Source organism: Klebsiella sp. 141240 (genome assembly GCF_050600805.1).
GTDB classification, from domain to species: domain Bacteria; phylum Pseudomonadota; class Gammaproteobacteria; order Enterobacterales; family Enterobacteriaceae; genus Klebsiella; species Klebsiella aerogenes.
The window spans coordinates 388,357-402,516 of sequence record NZ_JAQIRK010000003.1 but is presented as its reverse complement, the minus strand read 5'-3'; the positions used below and the strand labels follow the sequence as shown (position 1 = coordinate 402,516).

12 protein-coding genes are annotated in these 14,160 nt (G+C 55.5%); 1 reads left to right on the top strand and 11 read right to left on the bottom strand.

Annotated features, from left to right (window positions below):
* Positions 1 to 15: 15 nt before the first annotated feature.
* The 11 genes from PGQ95_RS07675 to PGQ95_RS07625 form a co-directional block, all read right to left on the bottom strand.
* A complete protein-coding gene (locus PGQ95_RS07675; protein ID WP_228302251.1) occupies positions 16 to 402 on the bottom strand; it encodes a Rap1a/Tai family immunity protein in 387 nt (128 codons plus the stop codon).
* A 59-nt stretch (positions 403 to 461) separates the two neighbouring features.
* Positions 462 to 1,961 (bottom strand): type VI secretion system contractile sheath large subunit, encoded by a 1,500-nt coding sequence (gene tssC, locus PGQ95_RS07670; RefSeq protein WP_015705459.1) that lies wholly within the window; start codon positions 1,959 to 1,961, stop codon positions 462 to 464.
* Positions 1,962 to 1,964: 3 nt separating this feature from the next.
* Positions 1,965 to 2,489, bottom strand: a complete 525-nt coding sequence (gene tssB, locus PGQ95_RS07665; RefSeq protein WP_015366559.1) for a type VI secretion system contractile sheath small subunit — start codon at positions 2,487 to 2,489, stop codon at positions 1,965 to 1,967.
* Positions 2,490 to 2,564: 75 nt separating this feature from the next.
* Positions 2,565 to 3,575, bottom strand: coding sequence for a type VI secretion system protein TssA (tssA, locus tag PGQ95_RS07660; RefSeq protein ID WP_430917566.1), 1,011 nt, complete (start codon positions 3,573 to 3,575; stop codon positions 2,565 to 2,567).
* Between the two features lie 11 nt (positions 3,576 to 3,586).
* Complete coding sequence (tagF, locus tag PGQ95_RS07655) at positions 3,587 to 4,294, bottom strand: type VI secretion system-associated protein TagF (protein ID WP_015366557.1); 708 nt, start codon at positions 4,292 to 4,294, stop codon at positions 3,587 to 3,589.
* 16 nt (positions 4,295 to 4,310) lie between these two features.
* The gene (tssM, locus tag PGQ95_RS07650) at positions 4,311 to 7,922 is read right to left on the bottom strand and encodes a type VI secretion system membrane subunit TssM (RefSeq protein WP_430917564.1); all 3,612 of its coding nucleotides are present in this window, start codon (positions 7,920 to 7,922) and stop codon (positions 4,311 to 4,313) included.
* A gap of 2 nt (positions 7,923 to 7,924) precedes the next feature.
* Positions 7,925 to 9,154 carry a DotU family type VI secretion system protein gene (locus PGQ95_RS07645; protein ID WP_032714535.1) on the bottom strand — a complete coding sequence of 410 codons (1,230 nt, stop codon included), beginning with the start codon at positions 9,152 to 9,154 and terminating at the stop codon, positions 7,925 to 7,927.
* Between the two features lie 14 nt (positions 9,155 to 9,168).
* On the bottom strand, positions 9,169 to 10,512 hold the full coding sequence (gene tssK, locus PGQ95_RS07640; protein WP_271032544.1) for a type VI secretion system baseplate subunit TssK: 1,344 nt from the start codon (positions 10,510 to 10,512) through the stop codon (positions 9,169 to 9,171).
* 24 nt (positions 10,513 to 10,536) lie between these two features.
* Positions 10,537 to 11,043, bottom strand: coding sequence for a type VI secretion system lipoprotein TssJ (gene tssJ, locus PGQ95_RS07635; protein ID WP_101704605.1), 507 nt, complete (start codon positions 11,041 to 11,043; stop codon positions 10,537 to 10,539).
* Positions 11,044 to 11,067: 24 nt separating this feature from the next.
* Positions 11,068 to 11,562 (bottom strand): hypothetical protein, encoded by a 495-nt coding sequence (locus tag PGQ95_RS07630; RefSeq protein WP_015366552.1) that lies wholly within the window; start codon positions 11,560 to 11,562, stop codon positions 11,068 to 11,070.
* Positions 11,563 to 12,208: 646 nt separating this feature from the next.
* Positions 12,209 to 12,523, bottom strand: coding sequence for a DUF2502 domain-containing protein (locus PGQ95_RS07625; RefSeq protein WP_015705463.1), 315 nt, complete (start codon positions 12,521 to 12,523; stop codon positions 12,209 to 12,211).
* A 280-nt stretch (positions 12,524 to 12,803) separates the two neighbouring features.
* Here PGQ95_RS07625 and PGQ95_RS07620 point away from each other — a divergent pair, with 280 nt between their 5' ends.
* Entirely contained in the window at positions 12,804 to 14,087 is a 1,284-nt protein-coding gene (locus PGQ95_RS07620; RefSeq protein WP_430917739.1) for a glycoside hydrolase family 10 protein, read from the top strand.
* Positions 14,088 to 14,160 lie beyond the last annotated feature (73 nt).

Here is a 14,160-nt window from a genome sequence, read left to right as displayed (position 1 = left end):
TTTATTCTCCAGTGGTTATCCATGACAAGGCAACTCCTTCGCCAACGCTTCGGTAATCAGCATCGCCGCAGGCTGTTTTATTCGCTCGTCGGGCAGCTTTTTGAAATAGCTGTAGACGCTTTCTCGAAGCGATCCCGGCAGTGCCTGCTGATAACCGCACCAGGCTTTACCTTCTGTTGCATCCATCACGCCAAGCAGATACATATTGGCCTTTAACTGCTGCTGGGTATTGTCTTGCGCCAGCCAGGCCTTGAGAAACTTTTCGCCGCTCAACCGCACATCATTACGTGATAGTTGATTGGGATCGCGTAGTAAATTGGCGGAATCATCAGCCGCCTGGACGACAGTAAATGGCGTCAGCACCGTGAGCAGTCCCAGCGTGCAGAGTGGTAATAATTTCATTTCTTTACCTCCTTCCATGGCGTTGTACCTGCCGGGAGTCGCCTCCCGGCGGCATCATATTACGCTTCCTTGGTTTTCAGCGACGGCAGCTTGGAAACCAGACGCAGCGACACGGTAAGCCCTTCCAGCTGGTAGTGCGGACGCAGGAAGAACTTCGCGGTGTAGTAACCCGGGTTGTCTTCGATCTCCGCTACCTGCACTTCAGCCGCCGCCAGCGGTTTGCGCGCTTTGGTCTCCTGCGACGAGTTAGCCGGATCGCCATCAACGTAGTTCATCACCCAGTCGTTCAGCCAGCGTTCCATGTCATCGCGCTCGCGGAAGGAGCCGATTTTGTCGCGCACAATGCACTTCAGGTAGTGAGCAAAACGGCAGCAGGCGAACAAGTACGGCAGACGCGCGGCCAGACGTGCATTCGCCGTGGCGTCGGCATCATGATATTCCGCCGGTTTCTGCAACGACTGCGCGCCGATAAAGGCGGCAAAGTCGGAGTTTTTGCGATGGATCAGCGGCATAAAGCCGTTTTTCGCCAGCTCCGCCTCGCGGCGATCGCTGATGGCGATCTCGGTCGGGCATTTCATGTCCACGCCGCCATCGTCGCTCGGGAAGGTGTGGCAAGGCAGATTTTCCACCGCGCCGCCGGATTCCACGCCGCGAATGGAGGTGCACCAGCCAAACTCTTTGAAAGAGCGGTTAATGTTCGCCGCCATCGCATACGCCGAGTTGGCCCACGCGTAATTGTTGTGATCCGCGCCGTCGGTCTGCTCTTCAAAATCAAAACTGTCCACCGGGTTGGTTCGAATCCCGTAAGGCAGGCGCGACAGGAAGCGCGGCATCACCAGCCCCAGATAACGCGCGTCTTCCGACTCGCGCAGCGAACGCCAGGCGGCGTATTCGGTATTCTGGAAGATTTTGGTGAGGTCGCGCGGGTTCGCCAGCTCCTGCCAGGACTCCATCTGCATCACTTCCGGTGCGGTACCGGTAATAAACGGACAGTGCGCAGCCGATCCGATACGCGCCATTTCACCCAGTAATTCCACATCCTGCGGACTATGGTCGAAATAGTAATCGCCGACGATGCAGCCGAATGGCTCGCCGCCAAACTGGCCGTACTCCTGTTCATAAATTTTCTTAAAGATCGGGCTCTGGTCCCAGCCCACGCCTTTGTAGCGCTTCAGGGTACGCCCAAGCTCCTGCTTGGAGATGCTCATAAAGCGGATTTTCAGCATCTCGTCGGTTTCGCTGTTGTTGACCAGGTAGCTCAGGCCGCGCCATGCGCTTTCCAGTTTCTGGAACTCGTCATGATGCAGGATCTGATTCACCTGGCGCGACAGCTGCTCATCGATACCGGCAATCAGGTTTTGAATGGTGCGATAGGTGTCGTTGGAGAACGTGACGGTGTTTTCCAGCGCCTGCTGCGCGAGGGTTTTTACCGCGCTCTCAACGGCGGAACGCGCCTGGTCGGTTTTCGGGCGAAACTCTTTGTTCAGCAGCGCGCTGAATTCATCCTGGCTAAAGGCCTGGCTGGACTGCTGCTCATGTTGTTGAGTCGGGTTGCTCATCGATTACTCCTCGCTACCTTTCGCACTGTCGTCTTGTTTCGGCATCTGGCTCAACGATTTGAGCAGCGTCGGATCCTGCAAAATTTTGGCAATCAGCTCTTCCGCGCCGTTTTTACCGTCCATGTAGGTGAGCAGATTTGAAAGCTGGGTACGGGCTTCCAGCAGTTTGTTCAGCGGCTCCACTTTGCGGGCCACGGCATCCGGCAGGAAGTCGTCCATGCTGTCGAAGGTTAAGTCGACGTTCAGTTTGCCTTCGTTGGTCAGCGTATTGTCGACCTGGAAAGCGACGCGCGGTTTCAGCGCTTTCATACGTTCGTCGAAGTTATCAATGTCGATGTCGAGGAACTTACGTTCATCGACCGCCGGTTGATTGTCGACCGGTTTACCCACCAGATCCGCCATCACCCCCATTACAAACGGAAGCTGGATTTTGCGTTCCGCACCATAAATCTCTACGTCGTACTCGATCTGTACGCGGGGCGCACGGTTGCGTGCGATAAATTTCTGCCCACTTTTACTTATTGCCATGATGTTCTCCATCGAAGATGCGCGGTAAAGGTTGAGCGCCAGACCTTATGCCTGTCGCCATAATGTCCGGACGCGTCAGTCGCGACGTCCAAAAATGTTTTCCAGTTGATGAACGCCGTCCGGCGCTAAATCGCGGATGATGTCCATAAAATCCAGCTCAATCAGCCGCTGTACCCGTTCAATCATCAGCGGCGCGGGGTGACTCGGTTCGTGCTGAGCGAAGTACTGTTTTACTTTTTCCAGCATCTGCTGCGCCTCGGCGCGGCTGCTGATTTGCGCGCTGCGCCAGTCAACGGCAGACGGCGGCGGCGCGTTGGGAATCGCTTGATGTTCACTCACGGCACTCTCCTCGCGGGACGCGTGAAAGGACGAAATATCGGTTATCTGGCAGGCGCCGGCGACGATACCGACGGTCTTCTGCAGTTGTTCCATTTCCGGCACGCCGCTTTCACCCAGACAATCGCTTAATATTTCGCGGATGGTCTGCAAGCGCTGGTGAATGGCGAGGATGGCGTCAATCCCCGGCTGTCCGCCGCGGGCCAGTTCATCAATCAATCGCGAACGGCCGCCGGGATAATCCGCGCATTCGGTTTTACTGCCATCGAGCAGCGCCTGCGCATCGCGCAATAGCAGTTCATCGCCATTACTGCGTAACAATACGGCATTGCGTAACGCGCTGGTCAGCGCTGATTTATCACTCAGCCCCGCGAGCGCATTGATGCGGTAAAACGGATCAGTTTCGCCATACTCTTCCAGCAACGGGTAAATTGGCTGCCAGTAAAGCGACAGCGCCTGTTGCACCAACAGCAGGCCATCCGCGTAGCCACTCAGGCCGCGGCGTTTTGTCCACGCCTGAGTCAGCGCCAGCATGACGCGTAAATCTTTGGTGCGGCTAAGTAGCCCAGCCGCCAGCTTTTCTACCGTCGTCCAGTCAGCGGGTTCCGCCGGGATAATGGTGTCGCCGAACTGCTGCTCGGCTTTACCCTGCATCGCTTGTTCCATTGCCTGGAAATCGGCGTCATATTCGAGGTTTTCACCGCAGGGCTGCTCCTCGCTAATCGGAGCAAGGAATTCATCAATATTCATGGCCTACCTGCTTATTCAAACATCGGCGGATACAGACCGTGACGGCCCGGTCTCGCGCCCCCGGCGGGATCAAACAGCAGCGTGAACAGCTGGCCGGTCAAATTACCGCTATGGACGTGGGTATAGAGCGGATAACCATCGGCGCGGTTGGTCCACCAAAAACTGGTCTGACGCTGCGGATCAAAACAGTCCGCCGCCTGCTGCCAACCAAGGGAGCTTTGCCCATCTTGCTGATAGCCAATCACGTCGAGTATTTCCGAACGCTTTTCCGCCTCTACCAGCTTTGGCGCCGGAATGGCGAGTAGCGCCTGGTCAAGTTGTTCAGCGGAAAAGCCATTACGTACCGCATGCAGCAGCGTTCTGCCCACCTGTTGATACCACTCTCCGGCCTGAGTGAGGATTGAAGGCGACCACTCCAGCGGGTTGAAGGCCATTTGCGCGCAGATGGGATACTGGCGGCCTACCCGATCGCGTCCGGGGATCAGACACCCCATCTGTACCATCTGGCCGCTCAACATCGGCGGGACGATAAAATTCCAAACCGGCGCGTTGCTGAACTGGCGTTCGCCGCTACGCTGTTGCTCCTGTTGCCAGGCCAACAGCCCCACCTGAAACCATTGCGACCACTGGCGAACCAGCATGTCCGGAAATCGACGTTGTAAAAAATCGCCGGTACTGGGGAGTTTCCCGTACCAGCTCATCGCAGGGGCGTGAGTCATTCGGCTTTCCTTGCGGTTATGGACATGAGAAACGGGGAAGCTGGAACGGATTGCGAATACTGTTCGGCGCAAACTCCAGCGTGACCTGATAACCATCGACGTTAAACGTTGCCTGACGGCTCAAACTGCTGCTGCCGGGCGCGGTGCGCGCTTTATCAAAGAAGCGGTTCAGCGCCCATGAGCCGCTGGTCACCAGCGTCGAGGTGGTACCATCGGCCAGACCGAGTTGCATACGCACCTGATTGGTGCCGCCCGGCCCTGGCCAGCTCATCATTTGCACCGCCTGCGGACCGTGGCTGTAGCGCAACTGCTGGCCATCAACATCCAGCGTCAGGTTGAGGATCCGGTTGTCCATGCTGATGGTGCGCACCGTCACTTTAAATGACGGCGTGGTTGCGCCATTGGCAAAGAACGCGTCGCGGATCGATTGCGCCTGCTGGAAAGGCCTTAATAACCCTTCACTACCCGGCAACGTTTTGCCATCGATGCCGGGCATAAAACGCCAGCTGGACTGCGTGGTATCGACTTTATTGGTCAGGTTGTCACGGAAGAAGGTATCCATCATGCCGGTGCCCGGCGCGAACATACGCGCCAGATCGTCCGGCGTGACTTCGCTACTGGCGCTGCGAACCAGCGGATAGCGCCCGGCGATAGCCTGGCGGCAGAAACCGCCGACCTCCACGCTAATCCGTTTACGTACGTTTTCGAGATCGCGGCGCTGGGTATCACTACTGGCGCCGACCGCCATTTTGCTGAACATGGTTTGCAGGCCGCCCGGTAAGCGCCCGGCGCTGGCCTGCAGACGGCTAATGGCATCGCCGCCCGGCGGTTGCATACCGCTGTTGGCGGCATCCTGTACCGCCGTCAGGTAGCGATAAAGTTCGTCGATCTGTTTGAGGAAATCATCGAACACAATCGTTTTGCCGCCCTTTTCCAACGGCTGCGCCAGCTCGATCAGCGGCGCGTAGTGTTCGGTTACCAGCTGTTCCGGCGTCTGGCTAAGCGCCGCGCCCTGGGTTGCGCCGCCCTCATCATGGCGGAAAAGCGCTTCCAGCGTTCGGGTCGCGCGGTTGCCCTGCTCGGCTGAACTTTCGCTTTTAACCGTATCCGGCTCGGCGCGCGCCAGGTTCAGCACCTGACTCAGGCTGATAACCAGACGGCGCAGCGGCGAGTTACTGGCTGAAAGCAGACGCGCGGTGTTGATCCGCGATGACAGATCGGCGCTATTGTTGAGCTGAATATCGGCAAGGAAGCGATCCCAGTTGGCGATAAAATCACGCATATAGAGCTGACGGACGGCGTTATCGGTTTGCTGTTTATCTTCCGACGCGCTGGCGGCGCCCAGCACCCAGATATCATCTTCATGCAGCGCGCTGGTCACGTTATCGATCTGTTTATTGAACACCTGCCAGTAGCCATCTGGCGTGTACAGCCCGGGCACGCCTTCTGCGATCGGTGTACCGCTTTTACGCGAGAACACCAGTTCGCTCTGCGGCCCGCCGAGCGTCGCCAGCGAGACCGCTTTCAGATTGTCGTCATGCTCAAGCAGACGTTTCAGCCGACCATACACTCTTGAGGAGAGCGGCTGCTGGTTAATCAACGCCCGTTCGCGGGCGATCAGCGCATCGTCTTTGGCATACGGCGAGGACTGGATTTGCGGTTCCAGTAGCTGGACCAGATGCCCTTCCAGCTGCCGAAGCTGCGCCTGCGTCACGTTTTGCGGCAGGTTACGCTGCAGGTTAAGCATCACCCAGGAGAGTAAAAACTTGCCGTCATACTGCTTGGGCTGATAGAGCATTTGATAGGCTTTCAACGCCTCGTAGCTATATTCGGCGTCACTGCCATTGTCGTTGCGTAACCAGGTAGTGATACGCATGGCGACATCCGGTAGCAGCATTTGCTGCAGCGCTTTTTGATACAGCGTCTGCGAGGCGTCGCTGACATCATTACCGCGGTAGAGTCCCATCCGGCGGCTAACCGGCGGGTCGTTGACGTCAAAGTCGGCGCTCTTCGGCAATTCCAGCAGGCCGTTGAGTAGCGGCAGCATGGCGAACAGATCGCGCTGCTCGGGGTTTTGCAGCGCTTTGCTCTGCTGCTCAACCTGCGGCACTTTCGCCGAGACTTCTTGCAGGTAGGCCTTATTTTTGCCGTAGCTTGTCAGCCATAGTACGCATGAAATGATTAACAGCGCCGCGAGCGCCGCATAGCCTGACCAGATCGCTGCGCGGTTACGCAGTTCCCACCAACGGTTCTGCCCGGCGATGCCGGCTTCCTGGAAAATCACGTTTTGCAGCAGGTTTTTAATGAAATAACTCTGGCCCTTGGCGCCGGGGATGGGCGCTTCTTTACTGACCGAGTCCCAGTTGTCGTTTTCATTTCCCTGCGGCAAAGATAGCGCGCGATTGAGTTCGCCCATCACGCGGTCGAACGGTAACCCTTCCTGGGTGCCGCTGGCGAAATAAATGCCGCGCGGTGAAAACTCGGTTTCAAAGTTAGAGCGGGCAAAAACGGTACTAAGATAGTCCGCTAACAGCGGCCGCAACGCCGCAAACTCTTGCGGGAACAGCCAGGCTTCGGCGCGGGTTTTGGCATCATGCTCTTGCAGCATCGTATCCGGCAGCCCCGCTTCAAGCCGTTGTTGCAGTAACGCAAACTCCTGGGTAAAGCGGCCCATCAGATCGAAGTCAGCAAGGCTTGCCTGCTCCCACGGGAAAGTGAAGCCCCAGATTTGATCGCGCTGCGCCTTGTCGTAACCGGCAAACCAGGCGCGAAAGCCTTTAAGCAGGTCGGCCTTCGTCACCAGTACGTACACTGGGAAACGAATACCCAATTGTTCATGTAGTTCAGAGAGACGCTGGCGCAGATTAACCGCCTGCTGCCGCGAGGCCTCCGTCGATTGCGTTAACAGATCGGAGATACTTACCGTGACGATAACGCCGTTAATTGGCTGGCGGCGGCGGTATTTCCGCAATAACCCCATAAACTTCAGCCACTCGCTGGCGTCCTGCGCCTGCTCGCTCTCCTGGGTGGTATAGCGCCCGGCGGTGTCCAGCAGCACGGCTTCGTTGGTAAACCACCAGTCACAGTTGCGCGTGCCGCCGATGCCGCGTAACGCCGTTTTACCGAAGCGGTCGGCTAGCGGAAACTGCAGCCCGGAGTTGGCTAAGGCGGTGGTTTTACCGGAGCCGGATGCGCCAATAATCACATACCACGGCAGCTGATACAGATAGTGGGTGCTAAACCGCTGGGTCCACTGACCATTACCGGTTTTGCTGAAGTGCGCTTTTTTCAACATTTGCGCGGCTTCATCAAAGCGATCGGCGAGGATCTGGTCTTCGCTATTGAGGCGCTGCTGCGGATCGTTGCCCTTCGGCGTGTCTTCCTTCAGGTTATCCATCAGCTTGCGGTTGAGCCAGGCGTTGTACAGACGCGGCAGAATGTGGCTTTGCGCCCAGATGAGGTAGACCAGCGCAATAGATATAACGCGGTTTTGTTCCGATTCCAGCGGCCGGGTATCGACAATCGACAATAGCGGGCCAATCATCCAGATGACGGCCGCCACCGCCGTGGCGCCGAGAAAACCCCACAGCAGCCGGTTGGTCAGTATGGAAAGCAGAAGTGTCAGCATCCTTAATTTCCTTGGGGCAATCCGTTCAGCTCAGCCCGGGTATTATCGGGCGACACCAGCAGAGTAATTTCCACACGGCGGTTACGGGCACGGTTCTCAGGAGTGGTATTCGGCGCGATGGGGTTCATTTCCCCTCGCCCTTCGGCTTTTACGCGTTCGGGCTGCGTCAGATGATTTTGCAGTTGTTTTTGTACCGAACGCGCGCGTTCCAGGGACAGCTCGTAGTTCGAGGCAAAGCGCGCGCTGCGGATAGGCACGTTATCGCTATAGCCGACCACCAGAATGCGGCCGCTGACGTTGTTCATCGCTTGCGCAATACGGTCAATGACCGGGTCGTAGCGATCGCGCACCACCGTTGAGGCCGAAGCAAAGAGCCCGTCGCCTTTGAGAATCACGACGCTGCGGTCCGCTTCGTCACGGACCGCAACCAGCCCTTCGGCAATTTCCGGGCGCAGAAAACCTCGCAGGTTAAGTACCGCCGGCAATTTTTCCGCCGGCTGAGCAATCGATGCTTCCGGCAACGGCGTCTGGTAAATTTTCGCCAACACCGGGTTGGTGGCATCGCCAAGCCGCCAGTTAAGAATGATATAGAACAGACAGGCGGCGAACCCCGCCAGCGCGACGCAGGCCCATAGCGGCACCACCGGACGCCACAGTTTACGCAGCACCGGGCGATCCTCGCCGTGAACCGATAACGGCGGCGCGTAGCCGCCGCGTACGCCGCAAATCATCTGCCACAGGCGCTGTTTGATGGTTTCCAACTGCGTGCGGCCGTTATCCATTACCCGGTAGCGCCCTTCAAAACCGAGCAACAAACAGTAGTTGATCAGTTCCAAAAGATTGATGTGTTCGCGTGGATTCTGCGAAAGGCGCGCCAATAGCTGGAAGAACTTCTCCCCGCCCCAGGTTTCGTTATGAAAGGTCACTAAAAGACCACTGCCCGACCAGACGCCGCTACTCCCCCATGGCGTTAAAGCCGCAGCTTCGTCCAGCGCGGTACACAGGCAGTAACGAGCGCCGACTATCACCTCGTAGGGTAACCCCGCCTGCTGACCGCGCACTTCAAAACGGCGGATTTCATCAATCAAACGCTGGCGCAAACCGGCCTGGTCATCGTGCGATACCGAATGACGGATCTGGGGAATCGCATTTAGCAATGGGTTGGCGGCCGTCACCAGGGGATTATTGCCGCTCACGCCATGGCTGGCAGCGGCCTGTTGTTCCTGCATCATCAACGCTCGCTTTCTTATTCCGACGGGCTACGGATAGCCCAAAATTCCATATCCAGGCCGGGGAACTCGCCTGCCAGATGCAGGGCGAAGGCGCCGGATTTCTCCATGTCGTTCCACAGCTCGCCGCCCTTTTCGACTGCAAAGTAGTTGTAACCGGCATGCCACGGAATTTGCGGCGGCGCGGCGGGCATAGCGCGCAGAATTAAACCCGGTAGCTGTAGTTGCACCAGATCGCGAATTTTGCTCACCGGCGCGACTTTCATCTGCGCCGGGAAGTGCGTTTGCAGTACATCACCCGGTACGCTAGCTTTAACCGCCAATACGAATCCGAAATCGCGCACCATGCTGCTCTCAGGTACGGTCGCGATGTTTAGCCCATGCGACCGTTCTATCAGCGGCAGCTGGATGGCATTGTCTTCCATTACCTGTGATAACCCCTGGCGCAGCAACAACATCAGTTTGCCGAAGCAGCTCGCGAGATCGTCATGGTCATAAATCGGCAGCGCGGCATCCGGACCGCGCTGCGCCATCCAGGTCGTCAGCTCGGCGGCGAACGGCAGCCAGCTATTCCACAATGACTCGGGGTGAATTAACGGCAACGTTTTGAGATGTGAGAGATGGCCGAGATGGCGATTGACCAGCGCAAGTAGAGTGAACTCAATTAATTCAGAAGTATTAAAACGCCCCGGCTGTCGCAGCCGGCTGCCGATTTGCTGGCTACGCTGCGCCAGCAGACCATGCAAGTCGTTGATCATCGAGTAAATCAAAGGATGATTGATGCCGTTGAGCATCGGCGGGATATAGCCATTATCGAGTTTTACGGCGTTATCGTTGCGCTTTTCGGCGATGAACGCCACGCCGATGGCCGTCCACTCGGCGGTCAAATCCTTTTCCAGCATCAGGGTGAGCCGCGGGCGGGCAAACTGCACGGTGGCATCGCCGACCGACAGCGCATTGTCATCTTCCACATCCTGTTCAAACGCGGTAAATCGCGCCAGCGAGTCTTTTTCCTCGCTGAAGATAACCTCTTCCCGACCGCCGCGACGAACCGGCAAGGCCAATACGACTTTTTCGCCCGTGACGTTATCCGGGATTTGCAACGGCGCCGGGCCCTGACGAGCATCGCGAAACTGGAAGAACGTCCCATCCGGCAGCAGGCCGCTGGCATAGCTCAGGGCAATACAGCCCTGACGCAGCATCGCATCATCAAGTTCAATCTCAAGAAAACCCCACAGCCAGGAGCGCTGTAATCCGCCCCATTCGCGAATTTGCGTTTGCAGGTAGCTTTCTGCCCGCTGAAAGTGATGCGGACGCAAAAACATGCCTTCGGTCCAGACCACCTTTTCTGCTTTATTCATACAAATTTCCTGTTAGGGCTCGCGCTATTGCTGCACGACGCGGATCCCGTTAACGTCAAGATATAAATTGGCTTGCAGCTGATCTGCTGACAGTTTCCAGAACTGCCAGAAAGGGGTTTCGCCAGGCGTTGGCAGAGGAAGAGAAATGCGCCACTTTTTACCATCGAGAGATTGGTATTCCGCCATCACTCCGATATAACGCGCCTCCGGCGAGGACTGCCCGCTGAGTTTTTTTGCCAGTTGCCCCGGCATCAGGAAAAATTCATCGCTGTTCAGCAAGTTGCCGGCGAGAACTTTTTGCGCGTTATTTTGTAAGGAGTAGAAATCGGCGGACATGAATTCCGCATCGGATTTCAGCACTAACACTCTGACCTTTAATGGCGCAGAGCTGTTAATTTGCGGGTGGGCCTGGAACTGAAGATTGTATCGGGCAGGGTCGCTGTGTGAAGACGAACCACATCCACTAACCAACGTAAAAAGAAACAAATAAAACGCCAGCATGACCTGGCGTAAAAGAGAGTTATTATTCATACGGTGTCGCTCGTAAAGGCGGGATTAATCCAGAATCCAGGTACCGTTATTGCCGTTTTTGCAGGCTTTGGTATTTCCGTCGACGCTCACGCAGGTCGCTTTCTTACGCGCCTTCGGGCGCTTCGACTGTTCGCGAACCGTTTTATCATACAGCTCACTTTTGACAACGGCATTGGCCGGAGCATAGCCAATTAAATTTTCCTGACCTTCATTGGCTAACGCTATCCAGCCGTCCTGGGCCTGTCCCAATGCAATATAATTAGCACCTGGAACTAATTGCACAATCACTTTGCCGCCATACCCGGCCTGGCTCATTACCGCGGCGGAATACAGCGCGCGATATTCTGCGTTAATCGGGGTAAATTCCGTTGGAGGAACAACAATATGGCGATGGGTCAAATTGACGCCGTTAACCTGCGTGGTTTCAATGGTGTCATCGGTAATTTGCGGCTTCGGCGGCGCTTCGCACCCTGCCAGTGAAACCGCAATCATAGCGGCTAAAAACACTCGCGTTTTCATATGCTTTTCCATTGCAATGCTATTATTTTCTTAAGGGTTATCCCTGCTTGAATAACAAGTCTGAATATCCTTAATCACTGTGCGTAAAAGGGTTCCCGGTGTGGTATGGGCATAGCTACCGCACGAATCTTCACCGCAGCGGATCCCTTTATTACATTTCATTAACTATCACCACACAATTTTACAGATCGATCGAGTCAATTCAACACGCAATTTCGCCTCGTAGTTATGGGTGGTTAGCGTATTTAAATTTTTAGGATTAATCTCACTCACGCATTTAGCGCTGAAAGACGAACAATCGCCAAAAAAGTGTAATCCCAAAAACCATACAAAATAAAGTGTAATTTAACCATGTGATTTAAAAGATATATTTAATTATTTTGCAAATCGGATTTTTCATTCGCTGTGAATATGGAATAGTCTTAAAAAATATTTGGCGGCAAAATTGCCCACCAATCTTGGTAGGCTATTTTTATTGTCATCAGGTAATGCTGACACTGTAAAAACTCAAAGCGATATTTGACATTATTGCGGGGGGCTTCTAAAAGCAGATTACGCGAAGCAACTATAACAGCGCATAATGAGTTGAATCTTAGGAAGATGAAATGCAGGAACTAAAACGGAGCCTGATGGCCCCGTTGTTGTTTTAGTGATGATGATTCTTGTGGTGTTTATAGTATTCTTTCTCACGCTTCTTCGCGTCTTTACGACCGTCGTGATAGCCCTTCTCGTAGGCTTTACGCTGTTTTTTCTCTAGCTTTCGCCAGTGCTTGTCACGATATTCATAATGACGATGCCAGTAGTCTTTATCACGCCAACGGCCGCCGTCCCAGTAATGACCGTAGGAATCCCGGTCGCCTATCTGCAGTTTAATAGCCGGCAAAAGCGTAATCTCTTCGGCTTGGGTGACGATCGGTGCGGATGCCAGCAAAACGGCGGCCAGCAATAATATTTTTCGCATCGGATTCTCCTTAGCTGTGCGTCTCGTAATATGTTGTAACACAACTGGCCAGCTAATTATCCAGGTTAATTCTGCTTTTTCAGCTAACTGCTGTGAAAGGTTGTCGTTAGTTCTGCACGTAACGCGTACAGATACCAGACAAAAGGCATTTTCTTTTTCTTTGCATCGGAGCGCGGCTTGCCCTGGTGGGGGAATCATAAGACAATGTGATTTTTCAAGCGTCTACATGCCTACGGGAGTAATGATTATCGCTTCTCGTCGCCTTCTCTCCGTCACCTGCATGCCCCGGCTCGGCGCGGTTGCCGCCGCCGTACTGCTGCTCGTGACTTGCACCAGTAAAGCGCCAAAATCGCTGGTGACCGCCAGTAAACCGCCCGTTACGCAAAAATCGGCAAAAAATCAGCAGCCAGTACGCGGCGTCTGGATCACCACGGTTTCTCGTCTCGACTGGCCGCCGGTGGGTTCAATTATCGCCAGTAGCCCGGAAAGCCGCATCAGCCAGCAGAAGCTGGCGCTGATCGCCAAACTCGACAATCTGCAACGCCTGGGCATCAATACCGTCTTCTTCCAGGTCAAACCGGACGGCACCGCGCTGTGGGATTCCCACATCTTGCCGTGGTCAGACATGCTGACCGGCAAAATTGGCGAAAATCCCGGCTACGATCCGCTGCAGTTTATGCTCGATGAAGCGCATAAACGCGGGATGAAAGTTCACGCGTGGTTCAACCCGTATCGGGTATCGGTTAATACAAAACCCGCTACCATCGCCGAGCTTAACCACACCCTGACTCAGGTCCCCGCCAGCGTATTTGTCCTGCACCGCAACTGGATACGCACCGCCAGCGATCGCTTTGTGCTCGACCCTGGGATCCCGGAAGTCCGTGACTGGATAACCAGTATCGTGGCGGAAGTGGTGCAAAACTATCCCATCGACGGCGTGCAGTTTGATGACTATTTCTATACTGAGACGCCGGGATCGACGCTGAACGATAATCAAACCTATCAGCGATATGGTCAGGGTTATGCCTCAAAAGCCGACTGGCGGCGTCATAACACCCAACAGTTGATAGCGCAGGTCTCACAGACCATCAAGAAACTCAATCCGCAGGTTGAGTTTGGCGTCAGCCCGGCGGGGGTATGGCGCAACCGCTCCCACGATCCGGCCGGCTCTGACACCCGCGGCGCGGCGGCCTATGACGAGTCATATGCCGATACCCGCAGTTGGGTTCAACAAGGGCTGTTGGATTATATCGCGCCGCAGCTGTACTGGCCGTTCGCCCGCGACGCCGCGCGCTATGATGTGCTGGCTAAGTGGTGGGCCGATGTCGTGAAACCCACTCACACCCGGCTCTATATCGGCGTGGCGCTGTATAAAGTCGGTGCACCATCAAAAAATGAACCAGACTGGATGGTTGGCGGCGGCGTGCCGGAGCTGAAAAAGCAGATCGATCTCAATGAAACCACGCCGGGTATTCAGGGGACGATTCTGTTTCGTGAAAACAACCTTAACCAGCCGCAAACCCAGCAGGCGGTTCAGTATCTGCAGCAGCGCTGGGGGAGCTAATTTCTGCTAATCACCCTCCCCGTTGTCGCAAACGGGGAGTTTCTGTTTTCCGCATGAGAGCGCGGGAAGGCAG